The organism is Flavobacterium sp. FlaQc-48, from assembly GCF_044007335.1.
Taxonomy (GTDB): Bacteria; Bacteroidota; Bacteroidia; order Flavobacteriales; family Flavobacteriaceae; genus Flavobacterium.
Genome location: NZ_JBIPCR010000025.1, coordinates 41,309 through 63,911, shown reverse-complemented (window position 1 = coordinate 63,911; position 22,603 = coordinate 41,309). Strand labels below are relative to the sequence as shown.

Annotated in this window: 18 protein-coding genes; 10 read left to right on the top strand and 8 right to left on the bottom strand. The window is 35.7% G+C overall.

The features are described from left to right. Nucleotides 1-6 precede the first annotated feature (6 nt). The 4 genes from ACHRWY_RS25750 to ACHRWY_RS25735 all read right to left on the bottom strand — a co-directional run bounded on the left by ACHRWY_RS25750 (nt 7) and on the right by ACHRWY_RS25735 (nt 2,284). A complete protein-coding gene (locus ACHRWY_RS25750) occupies nt 7-183 on the bottom strand; it encodes a hypothetical protein (RefSeq protein ID WP_199174548.1) in 177 nt (58 codons plus the stop codon). Between the two features lie 384 nt (nt 184-567). Continuing rightward, nucleotides 568-966, bottom strand: a complete 399-nt coding sequence (locus tag ACHRWY_RS25745; protein ID WP_395358558.1) for a VOC family protein — start codon at nt 964-966, stop codon at nt 568-570. 27 nt (nt 967-993) lie between these two features. Beyond that, a complete protein-coding gene (locus ACHRWY_RS25740) occupies nt 994-1,410 on the bottom strand; it encodes a hypothetical protein (RefSeq protein ID WP_395358556.1) in 417 nt (138 codons plus the stop codon). A gap of 103 nt (nt 1,411-1,513) precedes the next feature. After that, on the bottom strand, nt 1,514-2,284 hold the full coding sequence (locus ACHRWY_RS25735; RefSeq protein WP_395358554.1) for a phospholipase D-like domain-containing protein: 771 nt from the start codon (nt 2,282-2,284) through the stop codon (nt 1,514-1,516). Nucleotides 2,285-2,470: 186 nt separating this feature from the next. Here ACHRWY_RS25735 and pyrR point away from each other — a divergent pair, with 186 nt between their 5' ends. The 7 genes from pyrR (at nt 2,471) to ACHRWY_RS25700 (ending at nt 7,628) form a co-directional block, all read left to right on the top strand. Next, complete coding sequence (gene pyrR / locus ACHRWY_RS25730) at nt 2,471-3,010, top strand: bifunctional pyr operon transcriptional regulator/uracil phosphoribosyltransferase PyrR (protein WP_395358552.1); 540 nt, start codon at nt 2,471-2,473, stop codon at nt 3,008-3,010. 91 nt (nt 3,011-3,101) lie between these two features. Then, a complete protein-coding gene (locus ACHRWY_RS25725) occupies nt 3,102-3,743 on the top strand; it encodes a DUF6891 domain-containing protein (RefSeq protein ID WP_395358550.1) in 642 nt (213 codons plus the stop codon). Between the two features lie 84 nt (nt 3,744-3,827). Beyond that, nucleotides 3,828-4,754 carry an aspartate carbamoyltransferase catalytic subunit gene (locus ACHRWY_RS25720; RefSeq protein ID WP_029273654.1) on the top strand — a complete coding sequence of 309 codons (927 nt, stop codon included), beginning with the start codon at nt 3,828-3,830 and terminating at the stop codon, nt 4,752-4,754. A 148-nt stretch (nt 4,755-4,902) separates the two neighbouring features. Next, nucleotides 4,903-5,235 carry a ribonuclease Z gene (locus ACHRWY_RS25715; protein ID WP_395358547.1) on the top strand — a complete coding sequence of 111 codons (333 nt, stop codon included), beginning with the start codon at nt 4,903-4,905 and terminating at the stop codon, nt 5,233-5,235. Between the two features lie 93 nt (nt 5,236-5,328). Next, nucleotides 5,329-6,234, top strand: coding sequence for a ribonuclease Z (locus ACHRWY_RS25710; protein WP_395358545.1), 906 nt, complete (start codon nt 5,329-5,331; stop codon nt 6,232-6,234). A gap of 82 nt (nt 6,235-6,316) precedes the next feature. Continuing rightward, complete coding sequence (gene pdxH / locus ACHRWY_RS25705) at nt 6,317-6,961, top strand: pyridoxamine 5'-phosphate oxidase (RefSeq protein WP_395358543.1); 645 nt, start codon at nt 6,317-6,319, stop codon at nt 6,959-6,961. Between the two features lie 163 nt (nt 6,962-7,124). Continuing rightward, nucleotides 7,125-7,628, top strand: a complete 504-nt coding sequence (locus ACHRWY_RS25700) for a CAP domain-containing protein (protein ID WP_395358541.1) — start codon at nt 7,125-7,127, stop codon at nt 7,626-7,628. Nucleotides 7,629-7,755: 127 nt separating this feature from the next. On the opposite strand, the gene ACHRWY_RS25695 is transcribed toward ACHRWY_RS25700, so the two are convergent. Genes ACHRWY_RS25695 through ACHRWY_RS25680 form a run of 4 tightly spaced genes read right to left on the bottom strand, consistent with a single transcriptional unit; the run spans nt 7,756 to nt 18,529 of the window. Then, nucleotides 7,756-9,699: an OmpA family protein gene (locus ACHRWY_RS25695; protein WP_395358539.1), complete on the bottom strand. Its 1,944-nt coding sequence runs from the start codon at nt 9,697-9,699 to the stop codon at nt 7,756-7,758. Nucleotides 9,700-9,711: 12 nt separating this feature from the next. Next, entirely contained in the window at nt 9,712-10,629 is a 918-nt protein-coding gene (locus tag ACHRWY_RS25690; RefSeq protein WP_395358537.1) for a type IX secretion system membrane protein PorP/SprF, read from the bottom strand. Nucleotides 10,630-10,666: 37 nt separating this feature from the next. Beyond that, nucleotides 10,667-17,941 (bottom strand): gliding motility-associated C-terminal domain-containing protein, encoded by a 7,275-nt coding sequence (locus tag ACHRWY_RS25685; RefSeq protein WP_395358535.1) that lies wholly within the window; start codon nt 17,939-17,941, stop codon nt 10,667-10,669. A 36-nt stretch (nt 17,942-17,977) separates the two neighbouring features. Further along, on the bottom strand, nt 17,978-18,529 hold the full coding sequence (locus ACHRWY_RS25680; RefSeq protein WP_395358533.1) for a hypothetical protein: 552 nt from the start codon (nt 18,527-18,529) through the stop codon (nt 17,978-17,980). Between the two features lie 498 nt (nt 18,530-19,027). On the opposite strand from ACHRWY_RS25680, the gene ACHRWY_RS25675 reads away from it, so the two are divergent. The 3 genes from ACHRWY_RS25675 to ACHRWY_RS25665 are packed head-to-tail and all read left to right on the top strand — an operon-like array spanning nt 19,028 to nt 22,523. Next, nucleotides 19,028-19,513, top strand: coding sequence for a SixA phosphatase family protein (locus ACHRWY_RS25675; protein WP_395358531.1), 486 nt, complete (start codon nt 19,028-19,030; stop codon nt 19,511-19,513). A gap of 5 nt (nt 19,514-19,518) precedes the next feature. Further along, a complete protein-coding gene (gene ppk1 / locus ACHRWY_RS25670) occupies nt 19,519-21,603 on the top strand; it encodes a polyphosphate kinase 1 (RefSeq protein ID WP_395358529.1) in 2,085 nt (694 codons plus the stop codon). 29 nt (nt 21,604-21,632) lie between these two features. After that, nucleotides 21,633-22,523 (top strand): Ppx/GppA phosphatase family protein, encoded by an 891-nt coding sequence (locus ACHRWY_RS25665; protein WP_395358527.1) that lies wholly within the window; start codon nt 21,633-21,635, stop codon nt 22,521-22,523. Nucleotides 22,524-22,603: the final 80 nt, after the last annotated feature.

Genomic DNA, 22,603 nt, shown 5'->3' with positions numbered 1-22,603 from the left:
TTATGTTTATTTATTACCGCCAAAAAGCTTAGCGAATATAAAGATAATGATCGCAACAATAAAGATGACGATAAAAATCCCGAATCCCATTCCGGCTTTAAAAATGTCTCCAATAACTTCGCAACTTGTAAATGAAAATAGTATTACGAATACCATTAACAAACGTGTAATGTTCTTTTGCATGATTTTGCTGTTTTAAATGTTTTAAAAAGAATCTACTATTCTAATTATCGTAGATTAAAATTACTTCAAACAGCAAAAAAAGGTGTTATATAATTTTGCTGGAAAGTTCTATGATTTTGATTAACAGATAAAAAAAGAGCTGTAAGGTCGGCCCATATTGTAGGGCTGTCCCGAAGCTTCGGGATTAATCCAGTACAAGCATATAATGAAAAAAAGCTCCAGCGGAGCGTCATATTTATAGCTAAACAATACGTTAGCTGGTAAAAGCTCCAGAGGAGCGATATATCCACTCGCCACGGCGGGTTCTTATGAAACGCTATATAAATTGCTATAAATATAACGTCTCTATGGGATTCACATTTTTAATAAATAGGAGACTGAATATTATCCTAACATCTCAATCAACTGAATTTTATTCCCACAAGTATCATCCAAAATCGCAATTTTTACATTTCCCATTTCAGTTAGTGGCATCGTAAATTCAATACCAAGATCAATCAATCGATCATATTCTTCCTGAAGATTATCCACATTAAATTGTGTGTACGGAATTCCGGCTTCAAACAATGCTTTTTGATATGCTTTTGCCGGTTCAAAATGGTTGGGTGATGGTTCTAATAAAATTTCAACTCCGTCTGGTTCATCTTTAGAAACTAAAGTTAACCATCTGTTGTTTTCGCCTAAAGGCACATCATGTTTTTTTATAAAACCCAATTTTGTAGTGTAAAATTGCAATGCCTTTTCTTGGTCCTGGACTGGAATTCCTATGACTTTTGCTTTCATTTGTTTATGGTTTTAAATAAACTTTAATTAGTATTCTTTTCTTTCAAATAATAGTATTCTATTTAGATCTCTTTCAATTGATTCCAAATAATCATTTTCGGTAGGATATCTATCAAAGGATTGTTCCCACGGTGAAGTCTTATTTATATTATAGTTTAAATATGTGTTGATATTATTCAATAGCAATTCGCGATTAGTAATAACGTTATTAAAATTTTCTATACGATAATTTTCTTCATTGTTAAGTAGAATATTATACAGTTTCTCTAAATTAATTTTGAAATTATTTTTACCCAGTACTTCAATTGTATATTCAATATCTGATAAATCCGGATCAATTGATAAATTAAAAATTGGTGTTATGTCATCGTATGGTTCTCCCCAATCAAATTTTTTCTCTTCAATATAAGAATGTGGAAATGTACTTTTGTCTATGTAAATCATTTTTTTGTTGGTTGAATATAGATTTATTTTTGTTGAATTATTCACTTTGCGGGCACGGAAAGAATTTCCGCACTATCGTTTTGTATAATCTCTCTGCCTTTTTTTAATTTATAGGTTCTCCATATAATTCTTTTCCCCAATCCCGAATATTCCGTTCAGGATAACCAGAGTGATAAAATAATTCGTTATACTCCAGTACAATTTTATCTACAGCAATTTTATCAATAGTTCTAATTCTTGTTTCGTAATTGTTTTTTGTTCCACTATATGTGAAATTTAAGGAGCCCATAAAAACAGTTTCGTCATCTATTATGTATATTTTACTATGAATTAATGTATTTGAATTAGTGTTTGCATTTTGAGATGAGATATAAACCTTGAAAAGAAATAACTGACTATATTGATAATTATAGATGCGTTTGTTCTTTATTTTTTTTATATAAGTTTTTCTTATTATAAGTAGTAACAATATAGGGAATAGAATAAAAAGAAGTTTAGGGTTTTTGAATAAAAATAATGCAAAAACAAGAATAGCTGATAATCCTAAAAATGAATAGCGAAGTATTTCTTCAAGATTGATCCATTTATTTCTTAGTTTTTGAGCATTTTCATCTACAATACTTTTTTGAATTATTAATTTATAAATGTTTTTCTCGGAGTCCCTATAGTAATCTTCTATATTATCATTTGTTATTAATGAAATTTCTATGCCTTTTGAATGAAGACGTATTAATTCATTTATTAATGACGGAGACAGATAAGGAGAAATTACTTTAACTGATTTTTTCGCATTTGAAATGTCTTCAAGTAATTTTTTACCCGCTCCTTTTCCTATGTAAATATCGCAATTAGCACCATTAAAAAACATTCCCATTTTTTGTTATTTTTACGTATATAATTTCTTATAAATTTATAATTTTATTTTTTTAAGTTGCTAAGAAGATTTGAGATAAAAATTCTTCTCCAAGTTTAAATTCAAAAAAAAATATTTCCCCACCCAACACCCCTACAAATAAATTCTGATTTCGTATATTTGCCCAACCAAACATTACACTTAATTATGAGCCAAAAAGTATTACTTAATTCAAAAGAAGTTACTATCATACTCCATCGTTTGGCTTGTCAGTTAATCGAAAAACACCTTGATTTCTCGGATACTATTTTAGTCGGGATTCAGCCAAGAGGCGTTTTTTTAGCTGAACGTTTAAAACAAATATTAGAAAACGAATACCAGGTTCCTGAAATTTCTTTAGGATATCTGGACATCACTTTTTTTAGAGATGATTTTCGTCGTACTGATAAACCGCTGGAAGCCAATAAAACCCAAATCAATTTTATAGTAGAAGACAAAAAAGTCATATTTATTGATGACGTATTGTTTACCGGACGAAGCATTCGTTCTGCCTTAACCGCAATCCAGTCTTTTGGGCGACCTTCAGAAATTGAATTGTTAGTGTTAATCGACAGGCGTTTTAGCCGTAATTTACCTATTCAGCCCGATTATCGCGGCCGTCAGGTAGATGCTATTAATGACGAAAAAGTAAAAGTAAGCTGGAAAGAGAATGAAGGAGAAGACGCCGTTTACCTGATAACAAATTAAAGTTTAATCGGTTAACCGGTTAATTGTTTAATCGGAAGAAACGATTAAACGCTTAAACAAATCAACAAATAAGCGATTAAACAAAAAAAACATGACAGAGAATGAAGCGTTTATTTATGAATCAATTTTTAATCAGGTCAGAATGGGATTCCTTTCTCTGGATGAGATTCAGGAAAACATCTTAGAAGAAATTGAAGACAACGAATTTGCAGACGAAATCTCAGAAGAGTGGGCTTTTGACAAAATAAGAGAAGAATACCAAAAGTTACTGGCAGAAAGTAAACAATGGAAAAGTCCAACCGATACTGAAAGGTTAATAAAAGCGTTTGATGAATTAGGTGACGAAAATATCATTGCGCTTCATAACGCAGGTTATACCACAACCGACGGTGAATATGAAGTAGTTGAGGTCGAAAGAGAGCTTCAGGAAAACGAAGTTGAGTCTGATGGTTATTGTTTTTATCACGAACAGGATTTGGCGAGAGCAATCGCGGTCGAAAATCCAAGTTTGTTTATCGCTTTTCAGAAAGTAGATAATTCTGATGATGCAACGACAATAGAAGTAGGTAAAGTAGTCGCTGAGGTTTTAATAAACAACGATTTTAAAATAAAATGGGATGGCTCTGCTAAAACTAAAATTGAGATTCCGGGTTTCAGATGGCAGAAGATTTTTGACGAAGATGCAAGAGATCTCCAGGATTACAGTGAAGTTGTAGACAGAATGGTTCAATAAGCAGCTTCTCTTTTTTAGAAGCATTGAAAGACTGAGTATTTCAGAAATTCATGAATTTGACAAATAAATATTAAAGAAATAAAAATGAAAGAATTAAGCGTAAATCATTTATTAGGAATTAAATACATCAACGAGAATGATATTAACCTGATTTTTGAAACTGCCGATCATTTTAAAGAAGTTATTAACCGACCAATTAAAAAAGTTCCTTCATTACGAGATATTACGATTGCCAATATTTTCTTTGAAAACAGTACCAGAACTAAGCTTTCGTTCGAATTAGCACAAAAACGGTTATCTGCTGATGTGATTAGTTTTTCTGCAGCTCAGTCTTCTGTTAAAAAAGGAGAAACTCTGATCGATACTGTAAACAATATCCTTTCCATGAAAGTTGACATGGTTGTAATGCGCCACTCCAATCCCGGAGCGGCTTATTTTTTATCCAAAAATGTCAAAGCAAGTATTGTAAACGCCGGAGACGGGGCACATGAACATCCCACTCAGGCTTTACTTGATAGTTATTCGATCAGAGAAAAACTAGGAGATGTGGCTGGAAAAAAAGTAGTTATTGTAGGTGATATTCTGCATTCGAGAGTAGCCTTGTCTAACATATATGCTTTGCAGATGCAAGGCGCCGAAGTGAAAGTTTGCGGACCAAAAACATTAATTCCAAGATATATTGAATCGCTTGGAGTAACCGTTGAACCTAATTTGCGTAAAGCTTTAGAGTGGTGCGATGTGGCCAATATGCTTCGTGTACAAAACGAACGTATGGATGTGAACTTTTTTCCTTCTACTCGTGAATATGCACAACAATACGGAGTCGATAAACCGCTTTTAGATTCTCTTGGAAAAGAAATTGTCATCATGCACCCGGGACCAATCAACAGAGGAGTAGAGATTACTTCTGAAGTGGCTGATTCTGATCATTCAGTAATTTTGAATCAGGTTGAGAATGGTGTTGCGATCAGAATGGCGGTGATTTATTTATTGGCGTCTAAGATTCAGTAGATTTGATTTTGTTTCAGGTTTCAGGTTTCACGTTGTGAAGCTGGGCATTCCAAAACCTGAAACCTGAAACTTGAAACAAAAAACTAAAAAAACTTCGTACCTTAGCTTTCAGAAATCAATTTTTATACAAGCCCCACAAATTTATAAAATGAAAGTAGATCAAAAAGGACATACCGTTACAATAAAAGATACTCAAGGCGATTTCAATAGTTTTGTAGAAAAAGTAACGATGCAATTTAAAACCTTTGAGAAACAAAATATTATAATCGATTTATCAGCTGATTCCGGATTGACAGAAAAAGATTTAAAGCTTTTTTTACCACTGGTGAAACAACAAAAAAAAGCTAAAAAATCGTTTATAATTGTAGTTTCAGATCTTGACTTTAATGCCATTTCAGATAAAATAACAGTAGTTCCTTCTCTTTTAGAAGCGCACGATATTATTGAAATGGAAGAAATCGAGAGAGACCTCGGGTTTTAATTTTTGATTTTAGATATTAGATTTTTAATTTTTAATGCTTACTCTAAAATTTGTATCAATCTAAAATCAACAATCCAAAATTTAAATTCTAAAATGAAATTAACCATACTTGGCTGTTATGCCGCAACTCCCAGAACGCTTACCAATCCAACTTCGCAGGTTTTAGAAATAAAAAACAGACTATTTTTAGTAGATTGTGGTGAAGGGACTCAGGTTCAATTGCGTAAAAACAAGATTAAATTTTCTAAAATTAATCACATTTTTATTTCGCATCTGCATGGAGATCATCTTTTTGGATTAATTGGTACCATTTCGACTTTTGCCCTTTTGGGCAGAACAACCGATTTACATATTTACGGTCCAAAAGGAGTAAAGGAGATTATTACTTTACAATTAAGATTAACCAGTTCCTGGCTAAGCTATGAATTGTTTTATCACGAATTAGAATCAAAAGAAAGCGAAGTTATTTTTGAAGACAGCAAAGTTATTGTAAAAACAATTCCGCTAAAACATCGAGTGTATACCAATGGATTTTTGTTTCAGGAAAAACCTGCCGAAAGAAAACTAAATATTGAAGCTGTCCAGCATTATAATATTCATACCGCCTATTATCAAAAGATAAAGGGCGGAGGAAATGTGACACTGGATGACGGAACTGTAATCGAAAACGAAAAACTATCTTTTGATCCGGTTCCTGCTTTGAGTTATGCGTTTTGCTCCGATACGGTTTACCATGAAGATATTATTCCAATCATAAAAGATGTAGATGTTTTATATCATGAAGCGACATTTCTGGAATCAGAAGCTGCTTTGGCTCAGAAAACATTGCATTCCACAGCAAAAGAAGCTGCTGCCATCGCGTTTAAAGCAAACGCAAAGCAATTGATTTTAGGACACTATTCTACAAGATATGATGGTATTGAGCGTTTTAAAGAAGAAGCAGAAACCGTTTTTCCAAATGTACTTTTAGGAGATGACGGAGTTTCTTTTGAGTGGTAAAAATTAATGAATTATAAGGGATAACAATTTATAAGGTATCCATCTAAAATCTAAGAAGTCTAACAATCTAATAATCTAAATAATGAACGATTTAAGTAATTATAGAAAGTCTTACGAGAAAAGCGAATTATTAGAAACTAATATTCCCGAAGATCCCATTAACCTTTTTAACAGATGGTTTCATGAAGTGGAAGACTTTGGCGGAAGCGGCGAAGTAAATGCAATGACGGTTTCTACTATTGGATTAGATGGTTTTCCAAAATCCCGAGTAGTGTTGTTAAAGAAATTTTCTGAAGAAGGTTTTATTTTTTATACCAATTATGATTCGGAAAAAGGAAAAGCAATTACGGCAAATCCGCATGTTTGCTTGTCTTTTTTCTGGCAGGAAATGGAGCGTCAGGTAATTATTAAAGGAATTGCTGAAAAAACTTCTGAAAATATATCAGATGGCTATTTTGATTCACGCCCTGACGGAAGTAAGTTGGGTGCTATTGTTTCGAAGCAAAGTGAAGTGATTCCGTCCAGGGCTTTTTTAGAAGAAAATCTAAAAAAACTGGAAGCAGCATTTGAAGGAAAACCAATTCCGCGACCTGAAAATTGGGGTGGTTTTTTGGTAACTCCTTTAGAAGTAGAATTCTGGCAGGGAAGACCCAATAGATTGCATGACAGAATACGTTATCAGAGTCAATCTGATTTTTCATGGAAGATCGAAAGATTATCCTCTTAATTGTAAGTTTTTTACATTTTAAATAATAAATATTATGTAGTTCATCGATTAATTTTGTAGTTTGACGATAAATTGAATATGTTTGAATAAGAAACAAAACGATTTATATAAATAAATTTAAAGGATTTGCCCCAACATCTACTTTAACAAACTGCTATTGATTATGAAAAAGATGATGCGCGCCATGATGTTCATTGTAACAATTGTTATGATGAACTCATGCTCAGCAGATAGTGCCGAGGGAACTGACAATAGTACTACAACCGAAGTCCTGATAAAAGATTACGCTTATAATGATTCGGAAATCCAAACGATGAAATTAATAAATGATTATCGGGTAAGCATTGGATTAAATGCGCTTCAAACCATAAATCATATTTCTTTTAAATGCGAAGAGCACAACAAATACATGATTCAGAACAATGTAGTTGATCATAATGATTTTACATCACGTTCCAATAATATTATTACTGTTTTAGGAGCTAAAAAGGTAGGTGAAAATGTGGCCTATAATTACAAAACTTCTGAAGCTGCCCTGAGAGCCTGGCTGGATAGTCCGGGACATAAAGAAAATATAGAAGGAGATTATACTCATTTTGGATTAGCCGTAACAACTGATGCTAAGACAGGGAAAAAATATTATACTAACATATTTGTTAAGATTTAAGAAAAATTATTGGACTGGTTGGTTTTTATTGGTCGTTGTAATTCAAAGAATTGCAACGACTTTTTTGTATAAAAAAAGCTGTCCAAATGCTCAGACAGCCTCTTAAGGTATGATAATGGCAAATTAATTATAGTGCGGTAATAATAAATTCGCTTCTTCTGTTCATTTGATGTTCTTCTTCTGTACATGGTACACCATCAGAGCATCTGTTCACCAGTTGTGTTTCTCCATAACCCTTGCCCGTTAATCTACCCGGAGCAATACCGTTTTTAACTAACCACTGAATGGTTGATTTTGCTCTTCGATTAGATAAAGCTTCATTGTATTGATAAGTCGCCCTGCTGTCAGTATGAGAGCGAATATCGAGTTTCATGGTTGGGTTGTTGTTTAAAACATCCAGTATTTTTTCAAGATCTAAAGCAGCTTCAGTTCTGATATTGGATTTATCCAGATCAAAATAGATCATTTTGATACCGAAACATTTTCCAAGATCATCACCAATAGTCACTTTACAGGTTGATTTATCCAGGGCAATAGGCAGGCTGGTTTTTCCGGTTATTTTTCCAATAGTAATGCTCACTTCTTTAGTGGTATAGTCTTGTTTTTCAGCTCGTACGTTGTATGTTTTGCCACATTCAACTGCAAAAGTATAAGCTCCGTCTGAATCTGAAATGGTGTTGCTTTTTATCCCACCCTGACTGTCATATAAAGTTACTTTTGTTCCCGGTAAAATAATGTTTGTCTCTGCATCGGTAATAATTCCGTTTAATTCCTGAATGCATTTTAGTCTTCGGGTTTCAAGGAATTTATAAATATCATCAGAGCCTTGTCCGCCATCTTTGTTGGAGCTAAAATAACCTAGTCTGGAAACCGGATCTATGATGTAAGCAAAATCATCTTTTGGAGAATTAATATCACTACCCAGATTCTGAATACCACTAACGGTTCCGTTGTCTTCAAGCTGCCCCACAAAAACATCCAGTCCGCCTAATCCGGGATGCCCGTCTGAGGCAAAATAGATTTCATTTTCACTGGTCACATACGGAAAAGTTTCCTTTCCTTCAGTATTAATAGTTTTACCTAAATTTTCGGGTGATCCAAAGCTGTCATTACTATTAATACTTACTTTATAAATATCAGATTGTCCTAATGTTCCCGGCATATCAGAGGCAAAATACAACGTTTTTTCATCGGGACTTAAGGCAGGATGAGCAGTGCTGTAATTGTCGCTGGTAAAGGGCAGCGCCATTATATTAGTCCATTTCCCGTTTTCAAGGCTGGCTTTGTATATTTTTATTAAGGTAATCTTGTTGTCATCTTTTCCTTTTTTTCCGTTTACATAATTGTTCCTTGTAAAATAAACTGTTTTGCCATCTTTTGTAAAAACCGGTGAGGATTCGTGAAATTTGGTGTTAATTTGAGATTTTATTTTGTTTACTTTAGAACTTGTATGAGTTGCAGGATCAACATCGGCAAAATAGAGATTGGTAAAATATTCACCAGTCCATTTGTGTTTGCGTTGAGAAAAATTCCCTGTATCTCTTGCCGAAGCAAAGTATATTTTGTTATCATAAACAAAAGATCCGTAATCAGAATACTTAGAATTGATTCCTGCATCTTCAATTTTATAACGTCCTGAATTGGCTTTAATCTGATCCAGGTAATTAACATCATCTTTATAAAGCTTTCCTCTTGAATCGTTTTTGTATTTGGCATTGAACTCTTGCAGGATCTTATTGGCTTTATCGGTTTGCCCTGTTGATTTTAAAGACTGTGCATATCGATAGTAATATTCAGGTTCTACATTAGTATTCATTCCAAATAATTCTCCATACCACTTGGCAGCACCATCAAACTCGGAATTAAAGTAATATGAGTTCCCTAGTTTTTTGAACATATCTTCAGATTTGTATCCTTTTTCGGCTACGCGTTCATAAGTCTTTATGGCATCGATATACGCATAACTGTCGTATTTTTTATCGGCAGTATTAATTTTTGACTGTTGCGAATAACTGTTGCATGAAAAAACAATTATAAAAGTCAGGCAAAAAAGAGAGGTATAATTTTTCATGATTATTTATTTTTAAAAGAAACGAGGGGTTGTCAGTTTACCATTGTTTTTGAAGAATTCATAACGCAGGAATATTTCGTGTGATCCTGAGTTATAATTGTTTAAGTTCGTGGTTTCACGATCATAACCATATCCTATATAAAGTCCGTCTGTGATTTGAAATCCCACCATGGCACTTAAAGAGGCACTCCATCTGTAGGCTAGTCCAACTACAAATTTATCCATGAACATGAAGTTGGCTGAAACATCTACCTGAAGAGGAGCACCTTCGACCATTTTGGTCAGTACGGCAGGTTTGAATTTGATGTATTGATATTTATCGAGATCAAATACATATCCCGCCATTAAATAATAATTGATTTTATCTTTGAAAATAGCAATATCATTATCATCGTAACGATTGGTTTCGATAAAGTTAGGTACCGATAAACCAATGTAAGCTTTATCAGAATGCCAATAGACTCCGGCTCCTACATTTGGAGAAAACTTATTGTTGAGGTCCTGAAACTGTGGATCGCCCTGATTTTCCGGATTTAGTTTGCTGATGTCCAGATTGAATAAATTGGCGGTTCCTTTAATACCAAAAGAAAGTTTAAAATCGGCAGAAGTCTGTACCGTATAAGAAAGGTCGACCGATAAATTGTTTTCATTGGTTGGACCAATTTTATCATTTACTAAAGATACACCTACTCCCAGATTACTATTGTTTATGGGCGAATTGACTGAAAAGCTACTGGTTTCCGGAGCTCCGTCTAGCCCAACCCATTGGGTACGGTATAAACCAAAAACACTTAAAGCTCCTCGTGATCCTGCATAAGCCGGATTGATATTTATGGTGTTGTACATGTATTGCGTAAATTGTGCGTCTTGTTGCGCATAACCGGCAATTGTAACCAACATAATGACGAAGAAACATAATTTTGTTCTCATAGTAGATATTATTATATTATTATTACTATCGTTTTTTTTATTTAGATAAATATAAATACCCATCTTTTTTATTGTTTTGAAGGACATTATTTCCGTCTAATGATTTGTAATTAATAATGTAGAAATAAGTTCCGTTTGGTAGTCCATCAGATTGTTTAATGGTGGTTCTTCCTCTTGATGTTCCGTCAAATGCATTGGATGTATTATTGTAATTATTAGTTTCAAAAACTAATATTCCCCAACGATTGTATATTTCGACATTATTTTCAGGATAACAAGTGGTATCATCAATATTATCTATTTTGAAAAAATCATTTATTCCGTCACCATTAGGAGAGAAAGCATTATGTACGACAACACTACCGCATGCCAATACTTTACAATCATCATTGATTTCCATAGTAAGTAGAATACTTCGAGGACAAATTTGATCGGTGATTTTATATTCAAAAGTATAAGTACCAAGTGCTAAACCAAGCGGATTAAAGTTGTTGCCTAATATACTATTGGTACCATTGGTATCTGCCCACGTTCCGTTTACAGGAGTGCCTTCCGGTAACAGTGAAAGCAAGTCTATAAGTGTAGAGTCATCATTACAGGCTTTAGCTGTAACGTTAGTAATTCCAGTTTCCGAAACGTTGCCTTTAATAGTAAAAATTTGTTTTAGTTCTGTTTTGTTGCCGGCACAATCTGTTAAAGTGTATGTTCTGGTCAGGATATAAGCATTTCCTTCGCAAGGGCTTCCACCATTATTAGAGTCGCTTATTGTAATATTTACAGTAGTACTACAGTTGTCAGCAGCATCTTTTATATCAGCAGGATGTCCTACTGGAATATCAGCTATACTGGACAAATTAGTCACATCAGCAGGAGCAGTTCCTGTGGGCGGAGTGGTATCTCTAACCGTAATAATTTGAGTATACGAAGCGGTATTTCCTGCACAATCGCTGGTAGTCCATTTGCGGGTTAGCGTATAATTGGTAGCGCATTCGTTCAAAATATTACTTTTGATTTCGCTGAAAACTATTGGTAAATTACCATTGCAGTTATCCGAAACCTCAATTGTGGCAGGCGCAGGAACAGCATTACAAGAAACAGTACGATCTGTCGGAAGATTTCCGATAAAAATTGGTTTAGACGTATCCTGAATAGTAATTACCTGGGTAAAAATATCAGAAGTATTTCCGCAATCATCTTTCACCGTCCAGGTATTGGTATAAGTTCCTGCATTCGAACAATTGGCAGAAGCTACAAAGACGCCGCTAACTTTTACAACATTCGACACATCGGAATCGCAAGAATCGGAAGCTGTTGGAAATAACGCTTGGGCGGAAGTCAAAGCTGCACTATCGCTGCATTCGATCGTTTTGTTTAAAGAAGCAATTGGAGTTGTCCATGTTGGAGCGGTTGTATCCTGAATAGTAATTACCTGAGTAAAAATATCAGAAGTATTTCCGCAATCATCTTTCACCGTCCAGGTATTGGTATAAGTTCCCGCATTCGAACAATTGGCAGAAGCTACAAAGACACCGCTAACTTTTACAACATTCGAAACATCGGAATCGCAAGAATCGGAAGCTGTTGGAAATAACGCTTGCGCGGAAGTCAAAGCTGCACTATCGCTGCATTCGATCGTTTTGTTTAAAGAAGCAATAGGAGTTGTCCATGTTGGTTTTGTATTATCTTCAATCGTAATTACCTGAGTAAAAATATCAGAAGTATTTCCGCAATCATCTTTCACCATCCAGGTATTGGTATAAGTTCCTGCATTCGAACAATTGGGAGAAGCTACAAAGACGCCGCTAACTTTTACAACATTCGACACATCGGAATCGCAAGAATCGGAAGCTGTTGGAAATAACGCTTGCGCGGAAGTCAAAGCTGTACTATCACTGCATTCGATCGTTTTGTTTAAAGAAGCAATTGGAGTTGTCCATGTAGGTTTTGTAGTATCTTCAATCGTAATTACCTGGGTAAAAATATCAGAAGTATTTCCGCAATCATCTTTCACCGTCCAGGTATTGGTATAAGTTCCTGCATTCGAACAATTGGCAGAAGCTACAAAGACACCGCTTACTTTTACAACATTCGAAACATCGGAATCGCAAGAATCGGAAGCTGTTGGAAATAACGCTTGCGCGGAAGTCAAAGCTGCACTATCGCTGCATTCAATAGTTTTGTTTAAAGAAGCAATAGGAGTTGTCCATGTTGGAGCGGTTGTATCCTGAATGGTAATTACCTGGGTAAAAATATCAGAAGTATTTCCGCAATCATCTTTCACCGTCCAGGTATTGGTATAAGTTCCCGCATTCGAACAATTGGCAGAAGCCACAAAGACGCCGCTAACTTTTACAACATTCGAAACATCGGAATCGCAAGAATCGGAAGCTGTTGGAAATAACGCTTGTGCGGAAGTCAAAGCTGCGCTATCACTACATTCAATAGTTTTGTTTAAAGAAGCAATTGGAGTTGTCCATGTTGGAGTGGTTGTATCCTGAATGGTAATTACCTGAGTGAAAGTATCAGAGGTATTTCCGCAATCATCTTTCACCGTCCAGATATTGGTATAAGTTCCCGCATTCGAACAATTGGCAGAAGCTACAAAGACGCCGCTTACTTTTACAACATTCGACACATCGGAATCGCAAGAATCGGAAGCTGTTGGAAATAACGCTTGGGCGGAAGTCAAAGCTGCGCTATCGCTGCATTCGATCGTTTTGTTTAAAGAAGCAATTGGAGTTGTCCATGTTGGTTTTGTAGTATCTTCAATCGTAATTACCTGAGTAAACGCATCAGTAATATTTCCACAATCATCTTTTGCTATCCAGGTATTAGTATATGTTCCTGCATTCGCACAAGATACAGATGGTACAAATTGACCTCCAGTTTTTGTATAGGTTACTATTGAACAATTTGCAGTAGCGGTTGGTGCTTGATTTTGAGCTGCCGTTAATCCCGCAACATCACTGCATTGCAAGGTTATGTTTAAAGAACCTGCTTGTGTAATCCAGGTAGGAATAGCAGTATCCTGAACTGTGATAACCTGAGTAAATACAGTAGACGTGTTATTGCAAATGTCAGTTGCAGTCCAGGTATTAGTGTAAGTTCCGGTACTTCCGCAACTTCCTCTTTGAAATTGTCCACTAGTTTTAGTATACGTTACATTTCCTCCACAATTGTCAGTAGCCATTGGTGCCTGATTTTGAGCAGTTGTTAATCCTGCCGTATCGCTACATTGTAAAGTAACGTTTAAGGCAGTAGAAGCAGTGGTCCAGGTTGGCGCAGTATTGTCAATAATCGAAATAACCTGAGTAAAAACAGTCGAAGTGTTCAGACACACATCTTTGGCAATCCAGGTATTGGTATACGTTCCGGAATTGGCACAAGAACCAGCTGCGAAAGTTCCGCTGGTTTTAGTATAGGTTACCGTTCCACCACAATTATCAGTAGCAACGGGTGCCTGGTTTTGGGCTGCTGTCAATCCTGCGGCATCACTACATTGTAAAGTAATGTTTAAGGCAGTAGAAGCAGTGGTCCAGGTTGGCGCAGTATTGTCAATAATAGAAATAACCTGAGTAAAAACAGTCGAAGTGTTCAAACACACATCTTTAGCAATCCAGGTATTGGTATATGTTCCGGAATTGGCACAAGAACCAGCTGCAAAAGTTCCGCTGGTTTTAGTATAGGTTACTGTTCCACCGCAATTATCAGTAGCTACTGGTGCCTGGTTTTGGGCTGCTGTCAATCCTGCGGCATCACTGCATTGTAAAGTAACATTTAAGGCAGTAGAAGCAGTAGTCCAGGTTGGCGCAGTATTGTCAATAATAGAAATGACCTGAGTAAAAACAGTCGAAGTATTCAAACACACATCTTTAGCAATCCAGGTATTGGTATACGTTCCGGAATTGGCACAAGAACCAGCTGCAAAAGTTCCGCTGGTTTTAGTATAGGTTACCGTTCCACCACAATTATCAGTAGCCACTGGTGCCTGGTTTTGGGCTGCTGTCAATCCTGCGGCATCACTGCATTGTAAAGTAACATTTAAGGCAGTAGAAGCAGTGGTCCAGGTTGGCGCAGTATTGTCAATAATCGAAATAACCTGAGTAAAAATAGTCGAAGTGTTCAAACACACATCTTTAGCAATCCAGGTATTGGTATACGTTCCGGAATTGGCACAAGAACCTGCTGCAAAAGTTCCGCTGGTTTTAGTATAGGTTACTGTTCCACCACAATTATCAGTAGCCACTGGTGCCTGGTTTTGGGCTGCTGTCAATCCTGTGGCATCACTACATTGTAAAGTAACGTTTAAGGCAGTAGAAGCAGTAGTCCATGTTGGCGCAGTATTGTCAATAATAGAAATGACCTGAGTAAAAACAGTCGAAGTATTCAGACACACATCTTTAGCAATCCAGGTATTGGTATATGTTCCGGAATTGGCACAAGAACCAGCTGCAAAAGTTCCGCTGGTTTTAGTATAGGTTACCGTTCCACCACAATTATCAGTAGCAACGGGTGCCTGGTTTTGGGCTGCTGTCAATCCTGCGGCATCACTGCATTGTAAAGTAACGTTTAAGGCAGTAGAAGCAGTAGTCCATGTTGGCGCAGTATTGTCAATAATCGAAATAACCTGAGTAAAAACAGTCGAAGTGTTCAGGCACACATCTTTTGCAATCCAGGTATTGGTATACGTTCCGGAATTGGCACAAGAACCAGCTGCGAAAGTTCCGCTGGTTTTAGTATAGGTTACCGTTCCACCACAATTATCAGTAGCCACTGGTGCCTGGTTTTGGGCTGCTGTCAATCCTGCGGCATCACTGCATTGTAAAGTAACATTTAAGGCATTTGCTGTGGTAGTCCATGTTGGCGCAGTATTGTCAATAATAGAAATAACCTGAGTAAAAACAGTCGAAGTATTCAGACACACATCTTTAGCAATCCAGGTATTGGTATACGTTCCGGAATTGGCACAAGAACCAGCTGCAAAAGTTCCGCTGGTTTTAGTATAGGTTACCGTTCCACCACAATTATCAGTGGCTACTGGTGCCTGGTTTTGGGCTGCTGTCAATCCTGCGGCATCACTACATTGTAAAGTAATGTTTAAGGCAGTAGAAGCAGTGGTCCAGGTTGGCGCAGTATTGTCAATAATAGAAATAACCTGAGTAAAAACAGTCGAAGTGTTCAAACACACATCTTTAGCAATCCAGGTATTGGTATATGTTCCGGAATTGGCACAAGAACCAGCTGCAAAAGTTCCGCTGGTTTTAGTATAGGTTACTGTTCCACCACAATTATCAGTGGCTACTGGTGCCTGGTTTTGGGCTGCTGTCAATCCTGCGGCATCACTACATTGTAAAGTAACATTTAAGGCAGTAGAAGCAGTGGTCCATGTTGGCACAGTATTGTCAATAATCGAAATAACCTGAGTAAAAACAGTCGAAGTATTCAAACACACATCTTTTGCAATCCAGGTATTGGTATACGTTCCGGAATTGGCGCAGGAACCTGCAGCGAAAGTTCCGCTGGTTTTAGTATAGGTTACCGTTCCACCACAATTATCAGTAGCAACGGGTGCCTGGTTTTGGGCTGCTGTCAATCCTGCGGCATCACTGCATTGTAAAGTAACATTTAAGGCAGTAGAAGCAGTAGTCCATGTTGGTGCGGTAGTATCCGTAATTGAGATTGTTTGTGTAGCTGTAATATTTCCACAACTTGTTGTAACTTTAAAAGTTCGGGTAACGATTGTAGGACAGGTACCTGTAGCAACATCAGAATAAGAAATGGTATATGTTCCTATAGACGCATTGTTGGGCAATGTTCCTCCGGCAGTTGTTAATTGTGCCAAAGTTATATTGGTACTTGCTGTGTTGTAGGGAAGACCTGTGATTGCTGCTGTTCCGCATCCGGAAATACTTGCGTTTGCAGGTGCAGTAAGAGCTGCAGCCGGACTAATTGAAACAGTGGAATCTGCCGAAGTTAATTCACAATTGGTAACTCCATTTTTTACTGCTACTTTATAAACACCACTAGCTGTGGCGACAAGTGTAGCAGAAGTTTGACCCGGTATTACAGCATTGTCTTTATACCAAACATAAGTAGGTGAAACCGCATTTGTAGTGGCTGTTAAAGTAGTCGATCCGCATGCGGTTAGCACTCCTGTAATGACTGGTGCGCAGGGAACAAAATAACTAGGGCTGCTAATTGCTTTAGAATCGGCGGCACAGGATGAATTTTGATAATTCAAAGTAGAAGTGCTCACAATTTGATTTCCGCAAGCAGTTCCGGTCGGAGTTAATTGATAATTTAAAGTAATCGTTTCTGAATTTAGAAAGTCAGTATTCCATGTTATAACCTGTCCTGATAATGAAGCCGTTCCTTTACTTGTTGTAATTGATCCTATAGTAAAACCGGGAATAACAGTTTCTTTAGTAATCAGACTTTGAGCAACCCATGAAATCTGAGTAGCAATCTGATTGTATATCGAAGTCAGGTTTGCACCACTTTGTGTAATGTAAGCAGCACTTCCTTGTATGCCGTCTAACGTATATTTTGCAATATTCTGATCGCTGTTGTTAGTGTTTATATTTCCGCTAATACCCCCAAAAAGACCAACAGAAAAGACCTGATTATTATAAACAACACTTGATTTTGTAGTCGTTTTGGCATTTGTAGCGGCACTGATAGCGTCAGTAACACATTGAGATGTTTTACTGATATTACAATTTGTATTTCCATTGGTACCGGTTACGTTTGTTACACCATCTGTCAGTAAAATGATAGCTCTGGCGGTGCTGCAGTCAAATCGGCCATTGGTTTCTAACTCCGTTTCAGATCTTACAATTCCTGCATAAATGTTGGTTGAATTGGTAGCCTGCAAAGCATTAATCTGATTTGTTATAAGTGTTACACCAGCTGCATTCAAATAGGTAAGCCCTATTTTTAAACTGGCAGTGGTACTGTAGGCTACTATTGCAATTCGATTTTGAGGATTTGCTTTTGCCTGCGTAAGAAATGCCAGTGCAGCATCTTTTGCATAATCCATAGAGGTTTTAAAATCTCCCGGAATAGTATTGCCCATACTGCCGGATATATCAATTGCAAGAATTACATCCGAATTTCGGGTAATTGGGTTCGCTCCTGTAATATCTACTTTTACATTCACAACACCGCAATTGCTTGCATTTGCTGTGACTGTTTTAGTAGTGGTAATGGATTGAGCCAAAACGAATGAAGATGACAGAAGAAATAATACAGCAAAGTATATTTTTTTTATATCTCGTAAATAATTGCTTAAAGAGAGTAGTAGTTTTTCCATTTTAAATTATTTTAAGGGAATAGCTGGTATATTTATTTAATCATTAACCGGATTAATGATGTAAGTATGTAAAACAGTATCAACCGCATAGTTGGTACAGTTTTTTGAGGTTGCGATAATCTGATTACAAGACCATTTTTGAATTGAAGTACCGGCAGGTACAGTAATGTGTATGTAGAAATTGACAGATTCTCCTGCATTTAGTGTTATTTCGCCAAGAGAATTTCTTTCGGAATCTATAAAATCAGTATTGATTATTACATTGCTTGTTGTAGAACTTGCGTCAGTATTAGTACAGGAAGCATTTATATTCTTACTCCTTAAAACAAAAGTATCTGTCGAAGAACTATTGTTAGTGAGTACCATTGAGTAGTAAGTTCCGTCAAGGGGAGTGCTTCTGATATTTCCATTATTTTCAACAATCAACAGCGCATTGCACGAACCGGATTGAGCAAATGATGTTGCCGCAATTAAAAAAAAGAATAAGGAAAATAGGTTTCTCTGAAAAATGTTTTTTTTGAAAGAAAAAATAAACTTACAATTGTGAACAAATTTCAATGCTTTTTCAAGAGTAGTTTTAGTTCTCATACCTTAGGTTTTTTGTTTATGATAGTGATCAAATTTTAACAGAATCAAAGTTATACAGAGTGTTTAATTTTGATTTTTTTTGTCTGTAACTAACCTAAAAACTCGTTGAAGTGTATTTTTTTTGTTAAATATTACCGAAAAAAGCATTTTTTTTTGTCATTTCTAACAAATAAAAAAGTAGTATTTTTTTTAATTTTTGATTAAAAATCTAAAAAATAGAATGTTTTAAATGATTAATAATCAGGTAATTAGTTAATTTTTTGTAAATATGTTTAAATCGACCAAGTGTCGGTTTTAAGGGATGAAGAGCATAATATTCTAAAAAAGGCAGCTTTTCTTTTTCGATGCTTTTTTGTAATATGAATTTTTTATTCTTGTTAAAATTGCCTTTAAATGTTAACAGAAATAAAAAAAGAAGACGGTTTAATATTTCTTTTGTAAATTAGAAGTTCAATTAAAATATGTGATCTCTTTAAGAGATTTCTAAACCTTTCGCTTATGAAAAATTTAATTTTAATACGTCATGCAAAATCAAGTTGGGAAGCTCCATTAAAAGATTTTGACAGACCTTTGATGAAAAGGGGAATTTTAGATGCGCATGATGTATCGGCAAATATTTCGAAATTTCTTCCTAAAACATATATTATCTGGAGCAGTACCGCAGCAAGGGCACAGGAAACGGCTCTTATTTTTGCACAAAATATATCCTATCCCATAGAAAGTATCGTTTATAAGGACGAACTTTATACTTTTGATGATAAACAACTCGAAAAGGTTATTAAATCATGTGATAATAGTTTTGAAAGCGTTATTCTTTTTGGACATAACGAGGCTATTACAAATTTTGTTAATAAATTTGGGGATGTTTTTATAGACAATGTTCCAACTTCAGGATTTGTATCATTACAATTTGAATCAGAAAGTTGGGATAGCATCCATAAAGGCAAAACTCATAAAACAATTTTCCCCAAAGATTTAAAATAAATAAAGTGTACGAACAGAAATATATCGATAGAGAAAAAAGTTGGTTAGCATTTAATGCAAGAGTGCTTCAGGAAGCCGCAGATAACACGGTTCCGCTTTTAGACAGACTGCGTTTTGTTGGAATTTTTTCAAACAATTTAGATGAGTTTTTTAGAGTTCGGTATGCTGCAATTCGTCGATTAAGCCTTTCCGGAATTTCTGGTGAAAAATACCTGGGCGGAGTTTCTGCTCACCAGTTAATTAAAGATATTACTGAAATTGTGATTCAGCAACAGTCTGAAAGCTTACGCATTTTAGGTAATATTGAAGCCGAACTCGAAGCCGAAAATATCTTTATTATAAACGAAGCTCAAATTACACCGGATCAGGAAAGTTTCCTGAAAGACTTTTTTACCCAAAGATTAAGCCCGGAACTAGTGACCATCATTTTGAATGATTTGGCCGAATTTCCAATTCTTAAAGATACTTTGGGATACCTGGCTGTTCGTTTAGAAATGAACACCAACGATGAAGTTCGTTATGCCGTTATCGAAATCCCGAAAACCATAAACAGGTTTGTTGTTCTGCCATCGCACGATGATAAACATTATGTCATTTTAATAGATGATGTTATTCGTTATAACCTGAAAAATATATTTAATATTTTCGATTATAAAAGTGTTTCGGCACATATGATCAAGATTACCCGCGATGCCCAGTTGGATATTGATAGTGATTTGAGTAAAAGCATGCTGGAGAAAATTGCAACATCAGTAAAAGACAGAAGAATAGGGGAGCCTGTTCGTTTTATTTATGATAATCTGATCGAAGAAGATACACTACATTTCTTCCTGGATAAAATGAAAATTGTAGAAACGGATAGTATAATTCCGGGTGGAAGATATCATAATCGAAGAGATTATATGAGTTTTCCGAACTTAGGAAGATACGATTTATTATACAAGCCCAATGAACCTTTACCAATTCCCGGTTTGAGTTTAGGGGGCAGTATTCTGGAAAAAATCAATAAAAAAGATTATTTATTACATGCACCATATCAATCCTTTTCATACCTGACTAAATTTTTACGTGAAGCAGCTTTAGATCCAAAAGTAACCAGTATCAAAATTACTTTATATCGATTGGCTAAGAATTCGCAAATCATTAGTTCATTGATCAATGCAGCTAAAAATGGTAAAAAAGTAACCGTTCAGATTGAACTTCAGGCACGTTTTGATGAAGCAACGAATATCTCGTATGCAGAACAAATGCAAACCGAAGGAATTGATCTTATTTTTGGAATAAAAGGACTTAAAGTACACAGCAAAATTTGCGTTATTGAAAGAGTTGAAGACGGAAAAACCCGTCGTTACGGATTCATTTCAACCGGAAATTTCAATGAATCAACAGCAAAAATTTATACAGATGTTACCCTTTTGACCTGCCATCAGGGAATTTTGAAAGACATTTCGAAAATATTCGAATTTTTTGATATCAATTACAGAGTGCACAGATACAAGCATTTAATTGTGTCGCCACATTATACGCGAACTAAATTCATAAAATTAATAGACCGTGAAATTCTGCATGCTTTAGCCGGTAGAAAAACACATATTAAATTAAAAATGAATAGTTTATCAGATTTTAAAATGATCGATAAATTATACGAAGCCAGTAATGCCGGAGTCAAAATTCAGCTTCAGGTAAGAGGAATTTGCTCATTGATTCCCGGAATCCCCGGAATGAGCGAAAATATAGAAGCCATAAGTATCGTCGATAATTATCTGGAACATTCCAGAGTTTATATTTTTGGAAATGCTGGTTTAACCGAGGTGTATATATCTTCAGCTGATTTTATGACCAGAAATCTTGATGGAAGAGTGGAGGTAACCTGTCCCATTTATGACCTCGAAATCAAAAAAGAATTAATTGATAATTTCAATATAGCATGGAAAGGGAATGTTAAAGTGAGATATCATTCCTATAAACTGGATAATAAATACAAGCCAAGAAATCATCATGCCCCATTTAGAGCTCAGCTTGAAACCTATAAATATTATCAAAATAAAATTTCGGTACTCGAACAAGTTCCACAAAAAATAGATTCATAAAATTGTAAAATTACAAATCATAAGTGAGCATGATTAATATAAGAAAACTAGCAGCAATAGATATTGGTTCAAATGCCATGAGGCTTCTGATATCGAATGTTGTAGAACAAGATGGCAAAGAGCCGCAATTTAATAAAAGTTCACTTGTTCGTGTGCCAATCCGTTTGGGACAAGATGCCTTTACGGTTGGAGAAATTTCAGAAGAAAATATAGATCGAATGGTGGATGCCATGAAAGCATTCCACCTTTTGATGAAAGTACATAAAGTAGAACGTTACATGGCTTTTGCAACCTCTGCAATGCGTGAAGCTTATAATGCAAAAGAAGTTGTAGCCCTGATTAAGAAAAAAGCCGATATTAAAATCGAAATTATTGACGGTAAAAAAGAAGCCGCTATTATTGCTTCTACTGATCTGCATCATTTATTAAAAACAGATGAAACCTATCTTTTTGTAGATGTAGGCGGCGGAAGTACAGAGTTTACACTGTTCTCTGATGGAAAATTGATCAATTCCAGATCATTTAAAGCCGGAACAGTTCGTTTATTAAATAATATGGTGCATGATGTGGTTTGGGATGAAATTGAAAAATGGATCAAAACCAACACGGCAGATTATGAAGAAGTAACCCTGATTGGTTCTGGTGGAAACATCAATAAATTATTTAAAATGTCCGGAAAACAACAGGAAAAACCATTGTCGTACATTTATATCAATTCGCAATATGCTTTCCTGAATTCCTTGACTTACGAACAGCGAATCGCCGAATTAGGACTAAACTCAGATCGTGCCGACGTTATTATTCATGCTACCAGAATTTATCTGAATGCCATGAAATGGAGTGGAGCACGTCAGATTTACGTTCCCAAAATAGGACTTTCTGACGGAATCGTAAAAGCAATGTACTACGGTAAGATTTAGTATCTAAAAAACAAACAAAATATTTTTGGAATTAGTGAAATTACTTCGTCCGTTTCCTTCGGTCGGGTCTTGGCAGCTTT